The sequence below is a fragment of the Pantoea sp. SGAir0184 genome (assembly GCF_043544755.1).
The window spans coordinates 286,725-300,332 of record NZ_CP028050.1 but is presented as its reverse complement, the minus strand read 5'-3'; the positions used below and the strand labels follow the sequence as shown (position 1 = coordinate 300,332).

Here is a 13,608-nt window from a genome sequence, read left to right as displayed (position 1 = left end):
GATGCGTTGGTCGCGGACGAAACAGGCTAGCGGAAAAGCGCCAGCAGTTCGTCAACCTGAGTGCGACCACTTATGCTTCGGCTGATGGAACGCCGGGCTTTAACTACGTGTAAATCCGCATGCTGATACCACTCGCGCGTCAGCAGGGTATCGTGGTTTGAAATCAGTACCGGGATGCGGCTCTCCTGCGCCAGCTTACTGGCCAGTTCCGCCAGGTGCTGCTGCTCGCGCAGGCTAAAGCTGTTGGTGTGGTAAGCGGTAAAATTAGCCGTCGCCGACAGCGGCGCGTACGGCGGATCGCAATAAACCACTGAGCCTGCAGGGGCGTTGCCCAGAGTAACATCGTACGATTCACAGACAAAGGTGGCTTTTTGCGCGCGCTCGGCGAACCATAACAGTTCGGCTTCCGGGAAGTACGGCTTACGATAGCGACCAAAGGGCACATTAAATTCACCGCGCAGATTGTAACGGCACAGGCCGTTGTAACCGTGGCGGTTAAGATAAAGAAACAGCACGGCGCGCTGATAGGTATCCGTGCTGGCGTTGAACGCCGTACGCTGAGCGTAATAGGTTTCCGCCGTATTGCCGCTGGCGCTGAACAGCTGGCGCGCGTCTTCAATAAACGAGGCGGTGCGCGTTTTGACGATATTATAGAGATTGATCAGATCACCGTTGATGTCCGCCAGGTGATAACGGTCATAATCGGTGTTGAGGAATACGGAACCGGCGCCGACAAAAGGTTCGATTAAACAATCACCTTGTGGCAGATGACGACGGATATCGTCAAGCAGCGGGTATTTCCCTCCGGCCCATTTCAGGAAAGCGCGATTTTTCTTCATGCTGTCGTGGCTATTACATCTTAATTATTGGCTGTGGCGAAACCGACAGCAGATCTGCGCTTAGAACGGGGCCGCAGCAGCGCGGCCCCACATCACTTACTGGCTCTCTTTCTTCACCTGGCTGAGCGGTTTAACCCACGGGTTCGCCGCACGCACTTCCGCCGGCAGTGAAGCTACTGCACGTTTGGCTTCGGCCGGTGTGGCATAAGCGCCGCTCACCAGCACGTACCACGGCTGGCCGTTACGCGTGGTTTTATACACGTGATAACCGCTCAGATTCTGTTTCTTCGCCCAGGCGTTCAGGCTCGCTTCTTTCGACGCACCGCTCAGCTGCAGCGTGTAGTTGCCGCCCGATGGCAGCGACTTGCTGGCACCGCCACTGCTGGCCGGTGCGCTGTTGTGCGCGGTGGTGGTGTGCGTTTTGTTCTCTTTCACTGCAGCCGGTTTGCTGGCAGCCGGGGTTTTGTGGCTGCTGCTGGCACCGAGGCTGCGCGGTGGCGTCTCAGCGCGTACCGCCGGCGGCGTGACCGCTTTGCCAGCGCTGCCGCTGACCGTTGCCGGTGCGGTAGGCAGCGAACTGTTGCCCTGTGCGCCCTGCGCCGCGGCATCAACGGAACCCTGCTGATTATTCAGCGCGGTATTGAGATCGCCCGGCAGCGTTACGCGCTGCTGGTTGGCCGGTGTGTCAACCGGTGCGGCCTGAGTCGGCGTGGAGGAGACAGACGGCATGGAGATTGACTGGCCGTCACTGCCGGCGGGTGCGGCGTTACCGGCGGTATTCTGCGGCGCACTGCCCTCAGCCGACGGCGTGGCATTCTGCTGGCCGCTCATGGTGGTTGAACCTGACAGGTCGATATTCTTTTCACTGCCGCCGCCAGCCGGTGCCGCGCTACCGGTGCTGGCGCTGTTGCTGGCCGGTTTCTTCTCGTCCGGGCCGGTCAGCGCGGAGCCAATGCCCAGCACCAGAATCAGCAGCACCAGAATGCCGATGCCCATCATCATATGCTGACGGGAAACCGGTACTTTCGCTTTCGGCGCAGAAGACGATTTGCGAGGCCGCGTGGGACGGCGGTCACTGGCGTCAGGTTTTAACTCGTCTTCCGGTTTGAACTCATCCATTTAGCCTCCTCCGTAAAACGGCACGCTTCCCACGTGCCGCATCACTGCTCACTGTTCCCCGCCGGACAGCAGCCCGACGTAGTCCGGGGATAATCAAGATACTTTGCAATCGTTAATCGCAGCCAGCACCATATCATGCGCCACGCCGCCACGCACTTCGGAGCGGCCAATAGCGAGAGGCAGCACCAGACGCAGCTCGCCGCCGAGCACTTTTTTATCGCGCATCATGTGCGGCAGATAGGCTTCTGCCGTCATGCTGGCCGGGCCGTTAACCGGCAGGCCAGCACGCTGCAGCAGCGCAATAATGCGGTCAGTATCGGCAGCGCTGAACTGACCCAGACGCTCAGCAGTGCGCGCCGCCATTACCATGCCTGCCGCAACCGCTTCACCGTGCAACCAGTTGCCGTAACCCATATGCGCTTCAATCGCATGGCCAAAAGTATGACCGAGATTGAGCAGCGCACGCAGGCCGGTTTCACGCTCGTCGGCCGCCACCACGTCGGCTTTCAGCTCGCAGCAGCGGCGAATGCAGTAAGCCATGGCAGTGTTATCCAGCGCCAGCAGCGCATCAAGATTCTGCTCCAGCCACTGGAAAAATTCACCGTCGAGAATGATGCCGTATTTGATCACTTCCGCCAGACCGGAGGCCAGCTCGCGCGGCGGCAGCGTAGTGAGGCAGTCGGTATCAACCACCACCGAAGCCGGCTGGTAGAAAGCACCGATCATGTTTTTACCGAGGGGATGGTTCACCGCAGTCTTGCCCCCAACCGAGGAGTCAACCTGCGACAGCAAGGTGGTCGGCGCCTGAATAAAGCGTACGCCGCGCTGGTAGCTGGCGGCCGCAAAACCGGTCAGATCGCCAATCACGCCACCGCCCAGCGCAATCAGCGTGGTGTCACGGCCGTGCGGCTTCTGCAGTAGCGCGGTGAAAACCTCGTCCATCACCGCCAGCGTTTTGTACTGCTCACCGTCGGGCAGAATCACCTGATCCACTTTCACCCCGGCGTTGCTCAGCAGCGTCGCGAGTTTGTCCAGATAGATCGGTGCCAGCGTTTGATTCGTCACCAGCATGGCATTGTCGCCGGCTTTCAGCGGCCAAAAAGAAGCCGGATCGTTAAACAGTCCGGCAGCGATGGTGATGGGGTAACTGCGATCCCCCAGTGAGACAGTGATCTTCTCCATGATGACCGATACCTATTGCTGAGCCCTCAGGGTGCTGGATTAATTTTTTTCCAGCATGTTGATGATCTGATTGGCGACAACTTTTGCACTTTGATCGTCAGTGCGAATGGTGACGTCAGCGATCTCTTCATAAAGCGGATTACGTTCGCCAGCCAGCGCTTCCAGTACTTCGCGCGGCGGTTCGTCAACCTGCAGCAGCGGACGCTTTTTATCACGCTGAGTGCGGGCAAGTTGCTTTTCGATGGTGGTTTCGAGGTAGACGACCACACCGCGGGCGGAGAGACGATTACGGGTTTCACGGGATTTGACGGAGCCGCCACCGGTCGCCAGGACAATGCCCTGTTTCTCGGTCAGCTCGTTGATGATTTTCTCTTCACGATCGCGAAAACCGGCTTCGCCTTCCACATCAAATACCCAGCCTACATCCGCTCCGGTACGTCGCTCAATTTCCTGATCGGAATCGAAAAATTCCATATTGAGTTGCTGAGCTAACTGACGACCAATAGTGCTTTTGCCGGCACCCATCGGCCCAACCAGAAAGATATTGCGTTTCTCTGCCATTTTGTCGGTATTACTAAGAATTCGTTGATGATACCCCGCGTTCAGCACATTGCTGGCGGGACAGGAACTGAGACCTCATGAGCGTTAGCAAGAGTCAGACGGAAAATTATCTCAACACTCATGGCCGTTTGGCAACCGAATAAATTGCCCCCGGCGACCTTCAAACAGGACCGGTCTGTGGTTCGCGAGACGGTAACGCTCTTCCTTTTTTGCCATCCTTGTGCGCGCTACAGGTGCGCTGGCTGGGCCTGTCGCTCCCGACAGCTTACCTGCGTAAACTGTGGAATTGGTGCCGTTGCTGACGTCCTGTACCACCCAAAATTCGGGCATATTTCTTTCGATGTCAGTATCGCTTGTCACTGACACCCGCCGGAAGGTTATCCTGCCGCGTTCCGTTACACCGTTTTAAAATCGCTAAACCTTGTATGCTAATTCCTGCCCTGCGTCAACGCAGTTGGTCATATGGAGCGAATTTTCCGCTTTATCCGGCGGTAAGCGCTGCTTCCCTGACCAGTCGCGGCGTGATGAAGATCACCAGCTCACGTTTTTTGCGCTCGTCGGTCTGCTGACGAAACAGACTGCCGAGCAGCGGCACCTCGCCCAGCCACGGCACGCGCTTTTCGCCCTGGGTGCGCTGCTGCTGGAAAATACCGCCCAGCGCCAGCGTTTCACCGTCGCGCAGCGTCACCTGAGTGGCGATTTCCTGCTTATCGATGCTCAGCACCTGACTTTCCCCCATCGTCAGGCTGCGACCCGGCATGTTCTGGCTCAGCCGCAGCGTGAGCTGAATACGCCCGTTGCCCAATACTACTGGCGTCACCTCCATGCCCAGCACCGCCTCTTTGAACTCAATCGCCGTCGCGCCGCTGTTACCGGATTTCACCTCATAGGGAATTTCGGTGCCCTGCTTAATGGTGGCGGTCTGCTGGTGCGAGGTAAACAGCCGCGGGCTGGCGATGATTTCAATCTGGTTCTCCTGCTCCAGCGCGCTCAGCTCCAGGTTAAGCAGTTCGCCGCTCATCGGTCCGAGCGTGACGCCGGCGCGTATCGCCGGATTGCTCACCGCCAGCGGCACCAGCAGCTGCGGATTGCGCAGCGCCCCGGTGACGACATCACCGGGTGCGGTGCTCCAGCTGACGCCGAGCTCGCGCAGATGCTCTTCATTGATGGTAACAATGTGCGCTGACAGCTCCACCTGCTCCAGCGGCAGATCCAGCGCCTGCAGCCAGCGCTCGGTATCGCGCAGCGCCTGCGCGCTGTCCCGCAGCAACAGGCTGTTGGTACGGCTATCCACCGTCACGCTGCCGCGCGGCGTCATCAGCGAGCGTTCCGCCTGCAGGCTGCGGTAGACATCGCTGGCGCTGGCGTAGTGCAGCGTGACAGTGCGCTGCTCAAGCGGCACCTGCAGCTGCTTCTCTTCACGCTCCGCCTGTGCCTGCTGTGCCTGTCGCTGCTGCCAGCTCTCCGGATAGACCAGCAGCACACCCTCCTCCTGGATCACCGTGAGTTTCGCCAGCCGCGTGACCAGCGCCAGTGCGCGCTCCCAGCCGACGTTATCGAGTCGCAGCGACAGCCGCCCCTCCACGCCCGGCGCGATCAGCAGGTTGGTTTGCTGATAGTCAGCCAGCGCCTGCAGAATGCGCTCGACCGGCGCATCATCAAATACCAGGCTCAGGGGCTGATCAGCGGCGTGCAGCGGACTGCTCAGCGCCAGCCACAGCAGCAGCGTCATCCTTTTCATAAAATCCTCCTTTTATTACCCATGTGATGTGCTGCGGCGGACAGCTCTGCGTGGCGCTCAGTACCAGCGTATGTGCGCTGAGCTGGGTCACCTGCCACGGTGCCACCGGAAAAGCAGCCGGTGCACTCAGCCGCTGACGTTTGCCCTGCGGTGAAACCAGCCAGGCCACAAAGTGCGGCGCGCGACCAATGATGCCCTGTAAGCGCCAGCCCTGCGGTACGGCAGCGGGCGCCTGACACTGGCTGGCAGCCAGCGGCTGGAACGGATCGCGCGCCAGCGCCCAGCTGCTGCACAGCAGTAACACCAGTGCGCTACTCCGCATCGTCACTCTCCAGCCAGAACTCGCTGTGTAACACGCCCTGCTCCGCTTGCAGCTGAAAACGCTGTGGCACCGCTAACGCCGTCGCAGCCAGCCCGCTGAACAGCGGCAGAAACTGCGGCCAGCTCAGGCGCAGCGCCAGCTGCTGTGGCTGGCTGTCCGGATGCCAGGCCTCGAGCAGATTGCCGCGCGCCGCCACCAGTTGCTCTAACGATACGGACGCCGCCGTTGCGGCTGGCTGCAGCGTTGCGATCTCCGCCTGAAGCTGTTCGATGGCCGGTCGCGCCTCCAGCTGCTGCTGACGTTGCTGGTGCTGCTGCGCCAGTTGTGACAGCTGCTGTTGCAGCGTGCTGAATTGCTGCTGTTGCGGACGCAGCAGCAGTAGCCACGCCAGCCCGAGTAGCAGCAGCGCCAGCAGCTGCAGGCTGGCTATCCGCCACGTCAGTGCCAGCTGCAGCCAGCGCTGGATGAGTTCATTCATCGGTCGCCTCCTGCAGCCGGGCACGCAGCGCGAAGCGGTAATCTCCCTGCGCCTGACGCTGTACGCTGCCCTGCTTCACCGCCGCAAATAGCGGTTGCGTCTGCAGTTGATGGCGGAACGCGCTGACATCAGCCAGGCTTTGCGCCAGACCGTCCAGCACCAGTTGCCCCTGACGCCGCTCCACGCGACTCAGCCACAGCGTCTCCGGCATCAGTGCGGGCAGTTGCTGCCAGAACTGCTGCCAGCGTTGATGCTGCTGCAGCCGCTGTTGCTGCGCCTGCTGCCTGCGTAACAGATCATCCCGCTGCGCCATCAGCGTTTGCTGTTGCGCCAGCCGCTGCTGGATCTGCTGGAGCTGAATGGTCATATCGGTGTGCTGCCGGACTGCATGCTGGAGCCGCTGTTCAGCGCGCCACCACAGCAGCAGCGTGAGTAACAGCGTTACCAGCAGCACGACAACCAGCAACGCCACACTGTGCTGGCGGCGTAGCAGCAACTGCTGTGCCCGCCACGGGAGCAAATTGACCGCCAGCATCAGTAATCCTCCGGGCGCAGCGCCAGGCCAAGCGCAATCGCCAGCGCGCCCGCCTCTTCCGGTAGCGGCGGTTGCAGATAGTGCAGCAGCGCCAGCGGCTTGCAGCGCTGCACTTCCGCCTCCGGCAACGCCTGCGGTGAGGTGCAGAACACCGTTTGTGCCTGGGGAAAGGTGTCACGCAGATGGGCGAGCGTCAGGGGTTCGGTCGCCGCGCCGCAGGCGCTATTTTCGCCGGCCAGCGTCCACAGCCAGTGGTCGCTGAGCGGATGGATCAGCAGCTGATGCGGGCGCAGCGGAACGCGTATGGCGATCTGTGTCAGTGCCAGACTGCTCAGCTCAAACACGTCGGGGCGCAGTCCGGCCTGCTGCAGCGGCGCCAGCCACTGGGCGATGACGTCGCGGCGCGCGGCGGTGACGTGCAGCTGGCTGGCGCTGTCGCCCAGCCGGTAATCCAGCGACAGCGAGGCGGCCTCGACCGGGAACAGGCGTGATGCGGACGCGTTAACGTAGCGGCTGAGCGCCGGCTCGCGCAGTGAGGTCTCTGGCAACGGCAGCGTACGCTGCAGCACCAGCTGCGGCGGCAGGCCAACGCGCAGTGAGTAGCGCCTGGGTAAATGACGCTGCCAGCGCACCAACATCTCCTGTAACACTGGCGAGGTTTGCAACACGCCGTTGCGTAACGTATCGTGCGGCAGCGGCTGCTGCCACCAGTGTCGCAGCTGCCATCCGTGACGGCGTCGTTCAATGCCAAGGGCGCAGAGTTGCCCGTTCTGGATGTCCAGTCCAATTTGCCAGCGCTGAAAAGCCATGCGCGCGATCTCCTTATCGTTACAGGAAAAAGGATGATTACCCGCATTGCATGAAGAATGACGGGTATATCAAAGCGTCAGGCTTGCCTTTATACTACCGCGCGATTGTTTATAAACTGCCCAAACGCCAACAGATGGGAATTCTCAGGTGAAGTTCGTAAAGTATTTATTGATCCTTGCAGTGTGTTGCATTTTGCTGGGAGCCGGCACGGTTTATGGTTTGTACAAATACATAGAGCCGCAGCTGCCTGATGTGAACACATTGAAAGATGTGCGCCTGCAAACCCCGATGCAGGTTTACAGCGCGGATGGCGAGCTGATCGCCCAGTACGGTGAAAAACGCCGTATCCCGCTCACCCTGCAACAGATGCCGCCTGAGCTAATCAAAGCGTTTATCGCCACCGAAGACAGCCGCTTTTATGAGCATCACGGCGTCGATCCGGTGGGGATTTTCCGCGCCGCCAGCATCGCGCTGGTCTCCGGCCACGCCTCGCAGGGCGCCAGTACCATTACGCAGCAGCTGGCGCGTAACTTCTTCCTCAGCCCTGAACGCACGCTGATGCGTAAAATCAAGGAAGCCTTCCTGGCGATTCGCATTGAGCAGTTGCTGAGCAAGGATGAAATCCTTGAGCTGTATCTGAATAAAATCTATCTCGGCTATCGTGCTTACGGCGTCGGTGCGGCGGCGCAGGTGTACTTCGGTAAACCGGTCGATCAGCTGTCGCTGAGTGAAATGGCGATGATCGCCGGCCTGCCGAAAGCGCCGTCGACCTTTAACCCGCTCTATTCACACGCCCGTGCGCTGGCGCGCCGTAATGTGGTGCTGGCTCGCATGCTGGATCAGAACTACATCACGCAGCAGCAGTATAACGACGCGCGCAACACGCCGCTGACCGCCAGCTATCACGGCCCGGAAATTGCCTTCTCTGCACCGTATCTCACCGAGTTAGTGCGTCAGGAGATGGTGAAACGCTACGGCGACAGCGCCTATGACGATGGCTACAAGGTGTATACCACCGTGACCCGCCATCTGCAGGAAGCCGCACAGCAGGCGGTGCGTAACAACGTGATGGCGTACGATATGCGTCACGGTTATCGCGGTCCGACCAACGTGCTGTGGAAAGTGGGTGAAGCCAGCTGGGATCACACCCGCATCGTCAATACGCTGAAAAATCTGCCGGTCTACGGTCCGCTGAATGCCGCCGTGGTCACCAGCGCCAGCGCCGACGAAGCCACCGCCATGCTGAAAGATGGCAGCAGCGTTTCGCTGACTTTAGCCGGCGTGCGCTGGGCGCGTCCGTATAAATCCGACACCCTGCAGGGCCCGACGCCGCGCAGCGTCACTCAGGTGCTGCAGGCTGGCCAGCAGATTTGGGTACGCAAAGTCGGTGACGCGTGGTGGCTGGGACAGGTACCGCTGGTGAACTCGGCGCTGGTGTCGCTTAATCCGGAAGACGGTGCGGTACGCGCGCTGGTCGGTGGTTTTGACTTCAACCAGAGTATGTTCAACCGTGCCACCCAGGCGCTGCGTCAGGTCGGCTCGAACATCAAGCCGTTCCTGTATACCGCCGCCATGGACCGCGGCCTGACGCTGGCCTCCATCCTCAACGACGTGCCGATTTCACGCTGGGATGCCGGCGCCGGCGCAGACTGGCGACCAAAGAACTCGCCGCCGACTTATGCGGGTCCGATTCGTTTACGCCAGGGGCTGGGTGAGTCGAAAAACGTGGTGATGGTGCGCGCGATGCGTGCCATGGGCGTTGATTACGCCGCTGAGTATCTGCAGCGCTTTGGCTTCCCGGCGCAGAACATTATCCATACCGAGTCGCTGGCACTGGGCGCCGCATCCTTCACGCCAATGCAGGTGGCGCGCGGCTATGCGGTGATGGCTAACGGTGGCTTCCTGGTCGATCCTTACTTCATCGCGAAGATTGAGAACGAACAGGGCGGCGTGATTTTCCAGGCGCAGCCGAAGATCGCCTGCCCGCAGTGCAATCTGCCGGTGATCTATGGCGACACCAAAAAGTCGGTGGCGCTGAATGAAGAGAGCGTGGAAAACGTCGCCACCTCGAATCAGCAGCAGAATCAGACCGTGCCGCAGCCCGAGCTGGAGCAGGTACCCGCTCAGCCGCAGCCGGCCGGCGATCAGCAGTATGCGCCGCACGTGATCAACACGCCGCTGGCGTTCCTGATTAAGAGCGCGCTGAACTCCAACATCTTCGGTGAACCGGGCTGGATGGGAACCGGCTGGCGTGCCGGTCGCGATCTGAAGCGTAACGATATCGGCGGCAAAACCGGTACCACCAACAGTTCCAAAGACGCCTGGTTCTCCGGTTATGGTCCGGGCGTGGTGACGTCGGTGTGGATTGGCTTCGATGATTCGCGCGCGCTGGGTCGCACCACGGTATCGGGTGCGATTCCGGATCAGATCTCCGGCTACGAAGGCGGCGCGAAGAGTGCGCAGCCGGCATGGGATGATTACATGAAAGTGGCGCTGGATGGTGTGCCGGTGCAGCCGCTGACACCGCCGGACGGTGTGGTGACGGTGACCATTGACCGCGGCACCGGCAAGCTGGCCAACGGTGGCGGCAACACCCGCCAGGAGTACTTCATCAACGGCACCCAGCCGACCGAGTATTCGGTGCATGATGTGGGCACCACCATCATGGACAACGGTGAAAGCCACGAACTGTTTTGATCAAAAAAGCCGGGGGAAATCCCCGGCTTTTTGTTTTTACCCCGTGCGACTTTCCGCGCCTTTTATTGCGCCGCCAGGTGTCCTCAATAACTCAACCGCCCCTGCTTCACCAGCCACTCACGCACCATGAACAGCGCGCTGACGTTACGCGCCTCGCGAAAATCCGGCTCTTCCAGCAGCGCCAGCAGATTGCTGAGCGGCCAGCGGCGTACAATCAGCGGCTCCGGCTCATCCCCTTCCAGCTTCTCTTCGTACAACCCTTCAGCTACCACGATATTCATCTTGCTGGAGAAATAGGACGGCGCCATGGTGAGTTTGCCCAGCGCGTCCAGCTGGTGCGCGCCAAAGCCCACTTCTTCTTTCAGCTCACGGTTGGCGGCTTCAAAAACGCTTTCACCCGGATCGATTAAACCTTTCGGGAAGCCCAGCTCATAGGTTTCCAGTCCGACGGCGTACTCCTGGATCAGGATCACGTCATCGCCAATGATCGGCACAATCATCACCGCTTCACGATCGGAGGGCTTCATGCGCTCATAGACGCGACGCGCACCGTTGCTGAAGGCGAGATCAACCGCTTCGATGGTAAACAGGCGGGAGCGGGCCACCGCTTCCACGTTGAGGATGTCAGGTTTTTTCAGGGGAGTGGTCATATCAGCCTCAAACTTAGCACAGCCTTGTGAAACGCGATGACGTCAGCATACCGAAGCCCGCAGCATTGTGCGACACGCAGCGCGGTTCAATCATGGTGACATACATTTGCCCGCTGCCGCTAACAACTTCTTGTTATCTGCACAGTAAGATTTTCACAATAAGTCAACGGGGTAGCAGCAAATTCGGATAATACCGATGTTTAATTGAGGGGCTTGTGAGTACCATTCCGTTAAGGAATAATCTAACAAATTTATAATACAATGATTTTGCGCGGTATTTTGTTTCATTTGCCTCTTGTCAGAATGACTTCTGCTCGCCAAAATTGACTCGTATTGCAGGTTTTACCGGGAGCACATCGTAAACGTGACGGCAGTTTTTTGGCTGGATTGAGCAAAGCATGAGCACTCTTATCGTCATTCTGGCTGTCATGCTGGCCTGTTCGTTAGTGGCCGGAATCGGCTACTGGTACGCTATGCGGCATCGTCCGCCGTTGGCGAAACCACTGCCGTTTATCAGTCCGCCCTGCCGTAAACTCACCGATGAAGAACGCGCTGCCGTTGAGAAGTATATTGCGTCGCTGGGTAAAGCGCGTCAGCACAGCGGCGGGCGATCGACCCGATCGTCACGGGAACCCGAAGCGCTGGCGCTGACCGCACAGAGCAATAATGTTTATCCCGTTACCCGCTCCATCACCCGTTACGGCCTCTCCACTGACGATCCCCACAAATGGCGCTACTACCTGGATGAAGTCGAGGTGCATCTGCCGCCGCTGTGGGAGCAGTACATCGCTGAAGAAAACTACGTCGAGCTGATCCGTACCCAGACCCTGCCGTTGGTGATCTCGCTCAACGGCCACTCGCTGGTGAACTATGCGGTGGAACAACCGGCGCTGCCACCGCTGGTGCGGCCGATGTCGACCAACGCTTCGATTCGTAAAGAGGAGAGCGAAAACGTCGAGCTGCTACAGGTGCGCAAAGAGTCGCCGGAAGAGTATCAGCTGTCGCGCGCCGACGGCACGCGTGAAGCGAGCGCCATTTGCTGCGCCTTCCTGCTGTTTTTCCTCAGTCTGGTGCTGCCCGGCAGCCTGATGCTGTGGATTGCGCTGCCCGCCGGCGCGATCGTTGCTGTCAGCCTGTGGTTTATGTATCGATTCCCCGGTGAAAAAGGGCTGCGCGATGTGCACTGTCTGCGCGGCGCACCGAAGCGCTGGGGCCTGTTTGGCGAATCCAATCAGGAGCAGAGCAACATTTCGCTCGGCATCATCGACTTAATCTATCCGGCACACTGGCAGCCTTATGTGGCGCACGACCTGGGCCAGGTGACAGATGTGGATATCTACCTGAATCGTCAGGTGGTACGCCAGGGGCGCTTCCTGTCGCTGCAGGATGAAGTCCGCAACTTCCCGGTACAGCGCTGGCGTAAAAACCTGGTGCTGGCGTGCGGTTCGCTGCTGGTGCTGGTGATGCTGGTGAGCTGGATTCCGCTCAGCATGCCGATCAAACTCAGCCTCGCCTGGTTAAAAGGGACTGAGAGCGTGGAAGTGAACAGCGTCGATAAACTCACTGCCCTGCCGCTGCACATTGGCGATAGCCTGAAAGTGAGCGGCACCGGCATGTGTTCGGTCCCGGGCAATTACCAGAGCAACCGCAGCTACGCCTGGATGCCGTTCGACTGCTCGGCGATTTACTGGAACAACGCTGCGCCGCTGCCGCTGCCGCAGTCGGACATCATCGATAAAGCCGCCGCGCTGCTGGAGACCACCACGCAGCAGCTGCATCCGGAAACCAACACCGACCCGAAACTTAACCCGCAGCTGGCGTCGGCGATTCAGAAATCAGGCATGATCCTGCTGGATGATTTCTCCGACCTGGTGCTGAAAACCCAGCAGCTGTGCAGCCAGCAGCAGGACTGCGTGCGCCTGAAAAATGCGCTGGTCAACCTCGGTAATGCGAAAGACTGGGATACGCTGATTCACCGTGCGGATTCTGGCAAGCTCAACGGCATGAACGTGCTGCTGCGTCCGGTTAGCGCCGAAGCGCTGGAGAATCTGGTGAACACCGCCACCTCGACCTTCTTCTCGCGGGAGACGCGTCGCGCGGCGGAAACCCTTAACAGCCCGCCGCCGGGCGGATTCCTGATCATTAGCGATGAAGGCCGGCAGATGGTGAACCAGCCGCAGCCGTCGGTGGCGCTGTTCGATCTCGACGCCCCTTCACAATGGCACGAACTGCAGCGCCTGTCCGGCATGCTGCTGCACACGCCGTTTGCCGCCAGCGGTATCATTACCAGCATTACCACCGACGCCAACGGCACGCGCCATATCGCCCTGCACAACGAGCCCGACGCCATGGCGCAGTGGCGCTATCTGGGCACCGCGCTGCTGATGCTGGTGCTGATTGTCAGCGCCGTCAGCAACGGCCTGCTGGCGCTGCGCCGCATCCACCGCAACCGCCTGCGTATGGCGCAGATTCAGCAGTATTACGACAAGTGCTTTAACCACAACCTCAGCACTATGCAGAGCGTGCGCTCGCTGTTCTGACCCTCCGCCTTCTGTGCTACCCTGTCGCCCTGTTTTTCAGGGCGGAAAACAAAATGCCGATTACGCTTAAGGGATTGGCGATGGATCGGCAGCCCGCAACGGCACCTCGCCCTTGATTTATCACGTTGTACCCA

The 13,608-nt window shown here is 59.8% G+C and carries 12 protein-coding genes; 2 read left to right on the top strand and 10 right to left on the bottom strand.

Annotation, left to right across the window (positions count from 1 at the left end; all coding sequences use genetic code 11):
* Positions 1 to 26: 26 nt before the first annotated feature.
* The 9 genes from dam to pilM all read right to left on the bottom strand — a co-directional run bounded on the left by dam (position 27) and on the right by pilM (position 7,586).
* Positions 27 to 839, bottom strand: a complete 813-nt coding sequence (dam, locus tag C1N60_RS01310; RefSeq protein WP_021507424.1) for an adenine-specific DNA-methyltransferase — start codon at positions 837 to 839, stop codon at positions 27 to 29.
* Positions 840 to 935: 96 nt separating this feature from the next.
* Positions 936 to 1,958: an SPOR domain-containing protein gene (locus C1N60_RS01305; protein ID WP_058780176.1), complete on the bottom strand. Its 1,023-nt coding sequence runs from the start codon at positions 1,956 to 1,958 to the stop codon at positions 936 to 938.
* Between the two features lie 93 nt (positions 1,959 to 2,051).
* Positions 2,052 to 3,140 (bottom strand): 3-dehydroquinate synthase, encoded by a 1,089-nt coding sequence (gene aroB, locus C1N60_RS01300; protein WP_275027600.1) that lies wholly within the window; start codon positions 3,138 to 3,140, stop codon positions 2,052 to 2,054.
* Positions 3,141 to 3,179: 39 nt separating this feature from the next.
* A complete protein-coding gene (gene aroK / locus C1N60_RS01295) occupies positions 3,180 to 3,701 on the bottom strand; it encodes a shikimate kinase AroK (RefSeq protein WP_010617392.1) in 522 nt (173 codons plus the stop codon).
* 481 nt (positions 3,702 to 4,182) lie between these two features.
* Positions 4,183 to 5,442 carry a DNA uptake porin HofQ gene (gene hofQ, locus C1N60_RS01290; RefSeq protein ID WP_394521303.1) on the bottom strand — a complete coding sequence of 420 codons (1,260 nt, stop codon included), beginning with the start codon at positions 5,440 to 5,442 and terminating at the stop codon, positions 4,183 to 4,185.
* Complete coding sequence (locus C1N60_RS01285; RefSeq protein ID WP_058759305.1) at positions 5,384 to 5,764, bottom strand: HofP DNA utilization family protein; 381 nt, start codon at positions 5,762 to 5,764, stop codon at positions 5,384 to 5,386. The genes hofQ and C1N60_RS01285 overlap by 59 nt, the downstream gene beginning before the upstream one ends.
* The gene (locus C1N60_RS01280; RefSeq protein WP_394521302.1) at positions 5,754 to 6,242 is read right to left on the bottom strand and encodes a HofO family protein; all 489 of its coding nucleotides are present in this window, start codon (positions 6,240 to 6,242) and stop codon (positions 5,754 to 5,756) included. The genes C1N60_RS01285 and C1N60_RS01280 overlap by 11 nt, the downstream gene beginning before the upstream one ends.
* Positions 6,235 to 6,777, bottom strand: coding sequence for a PilN domain-containing protein (locus C1N60_RS01275; protein ID WP_127834667.1), 543 nt, complete (start codon positions 6,775 to 6,777; stop codon positions 6,235 to 6,237). Before C1N60_RS01275 ends, C1N60_RS01280 begins: the two co-directional genes overlap by 8 nt.
* The gene (pilM, locus tag C1N60_RS01270; protein ID WP_394521301.1) at positions 6,777 to 7,586 is read right to left on the bottom strand and encodes a type IV pilus biogenesis protein PilM; all 810 of its coding nucleotides are present in this window, start codon (positions 7,584 to 7,586) and stop codon (positions 6,777 to 6,779) included. The genes C1N60_RS01275 and pilM overlap by 1 nt, the downstream gene beginning before the upstream one ends.
* 148 nt (positions 7,587 to 7,734) lie before the next feature.
* On the opposite strand from pilM, the gene mrcA reads away from it, so the two are divergent.
* Complete coding sequence (gene mrcA / locus C1N60_RS01265) at positions 7,735 to 10,284, top strand: peptidoglycan glycosyltransferase/peptidoglycan DD-transpeptidase MrcA (protein ID WP_394521300.1); 2,550 nt, start codon at positions 7,735 to 7,737, stop codon at positions 10,282 to 10,284.
* Between the two features lie 83 nt (positions 10,285 to 10,367).
* Here the strand turns inward: mrcA and nudE are convergent, their stop codons facing one another.
* The gene (nudE, locus tag C1N60_RS01260; protein ID WP_058774993.1) at positions 10,368 to 10,934 is read right to left on the bottom strand and encodes an ADP compounds hydrolase NudE; all 567 of its coding nucleotides are present in this window, start codon (positions 10,932 to 10,934) and stop codon (positions 10,368 to 10,370) included.
* Positions 10,935 to 11,332: 398 nt separating this feature from the next.
* Here nudE and C1N60_RS01255 point away from each other — a divergent pair, with 398 nt between their 5' ends.
* Entirely contained in the window at positions 11,333 to 13,474 is a 2,142-nt protein-coding gene (locus C1N60_RS01255) for an intracellular growth attenuator family protein (protein WP_394521299.1), read from the top strand.
* Positions 13,475 to 13,608: the final 134 nt, after the last annotated feature.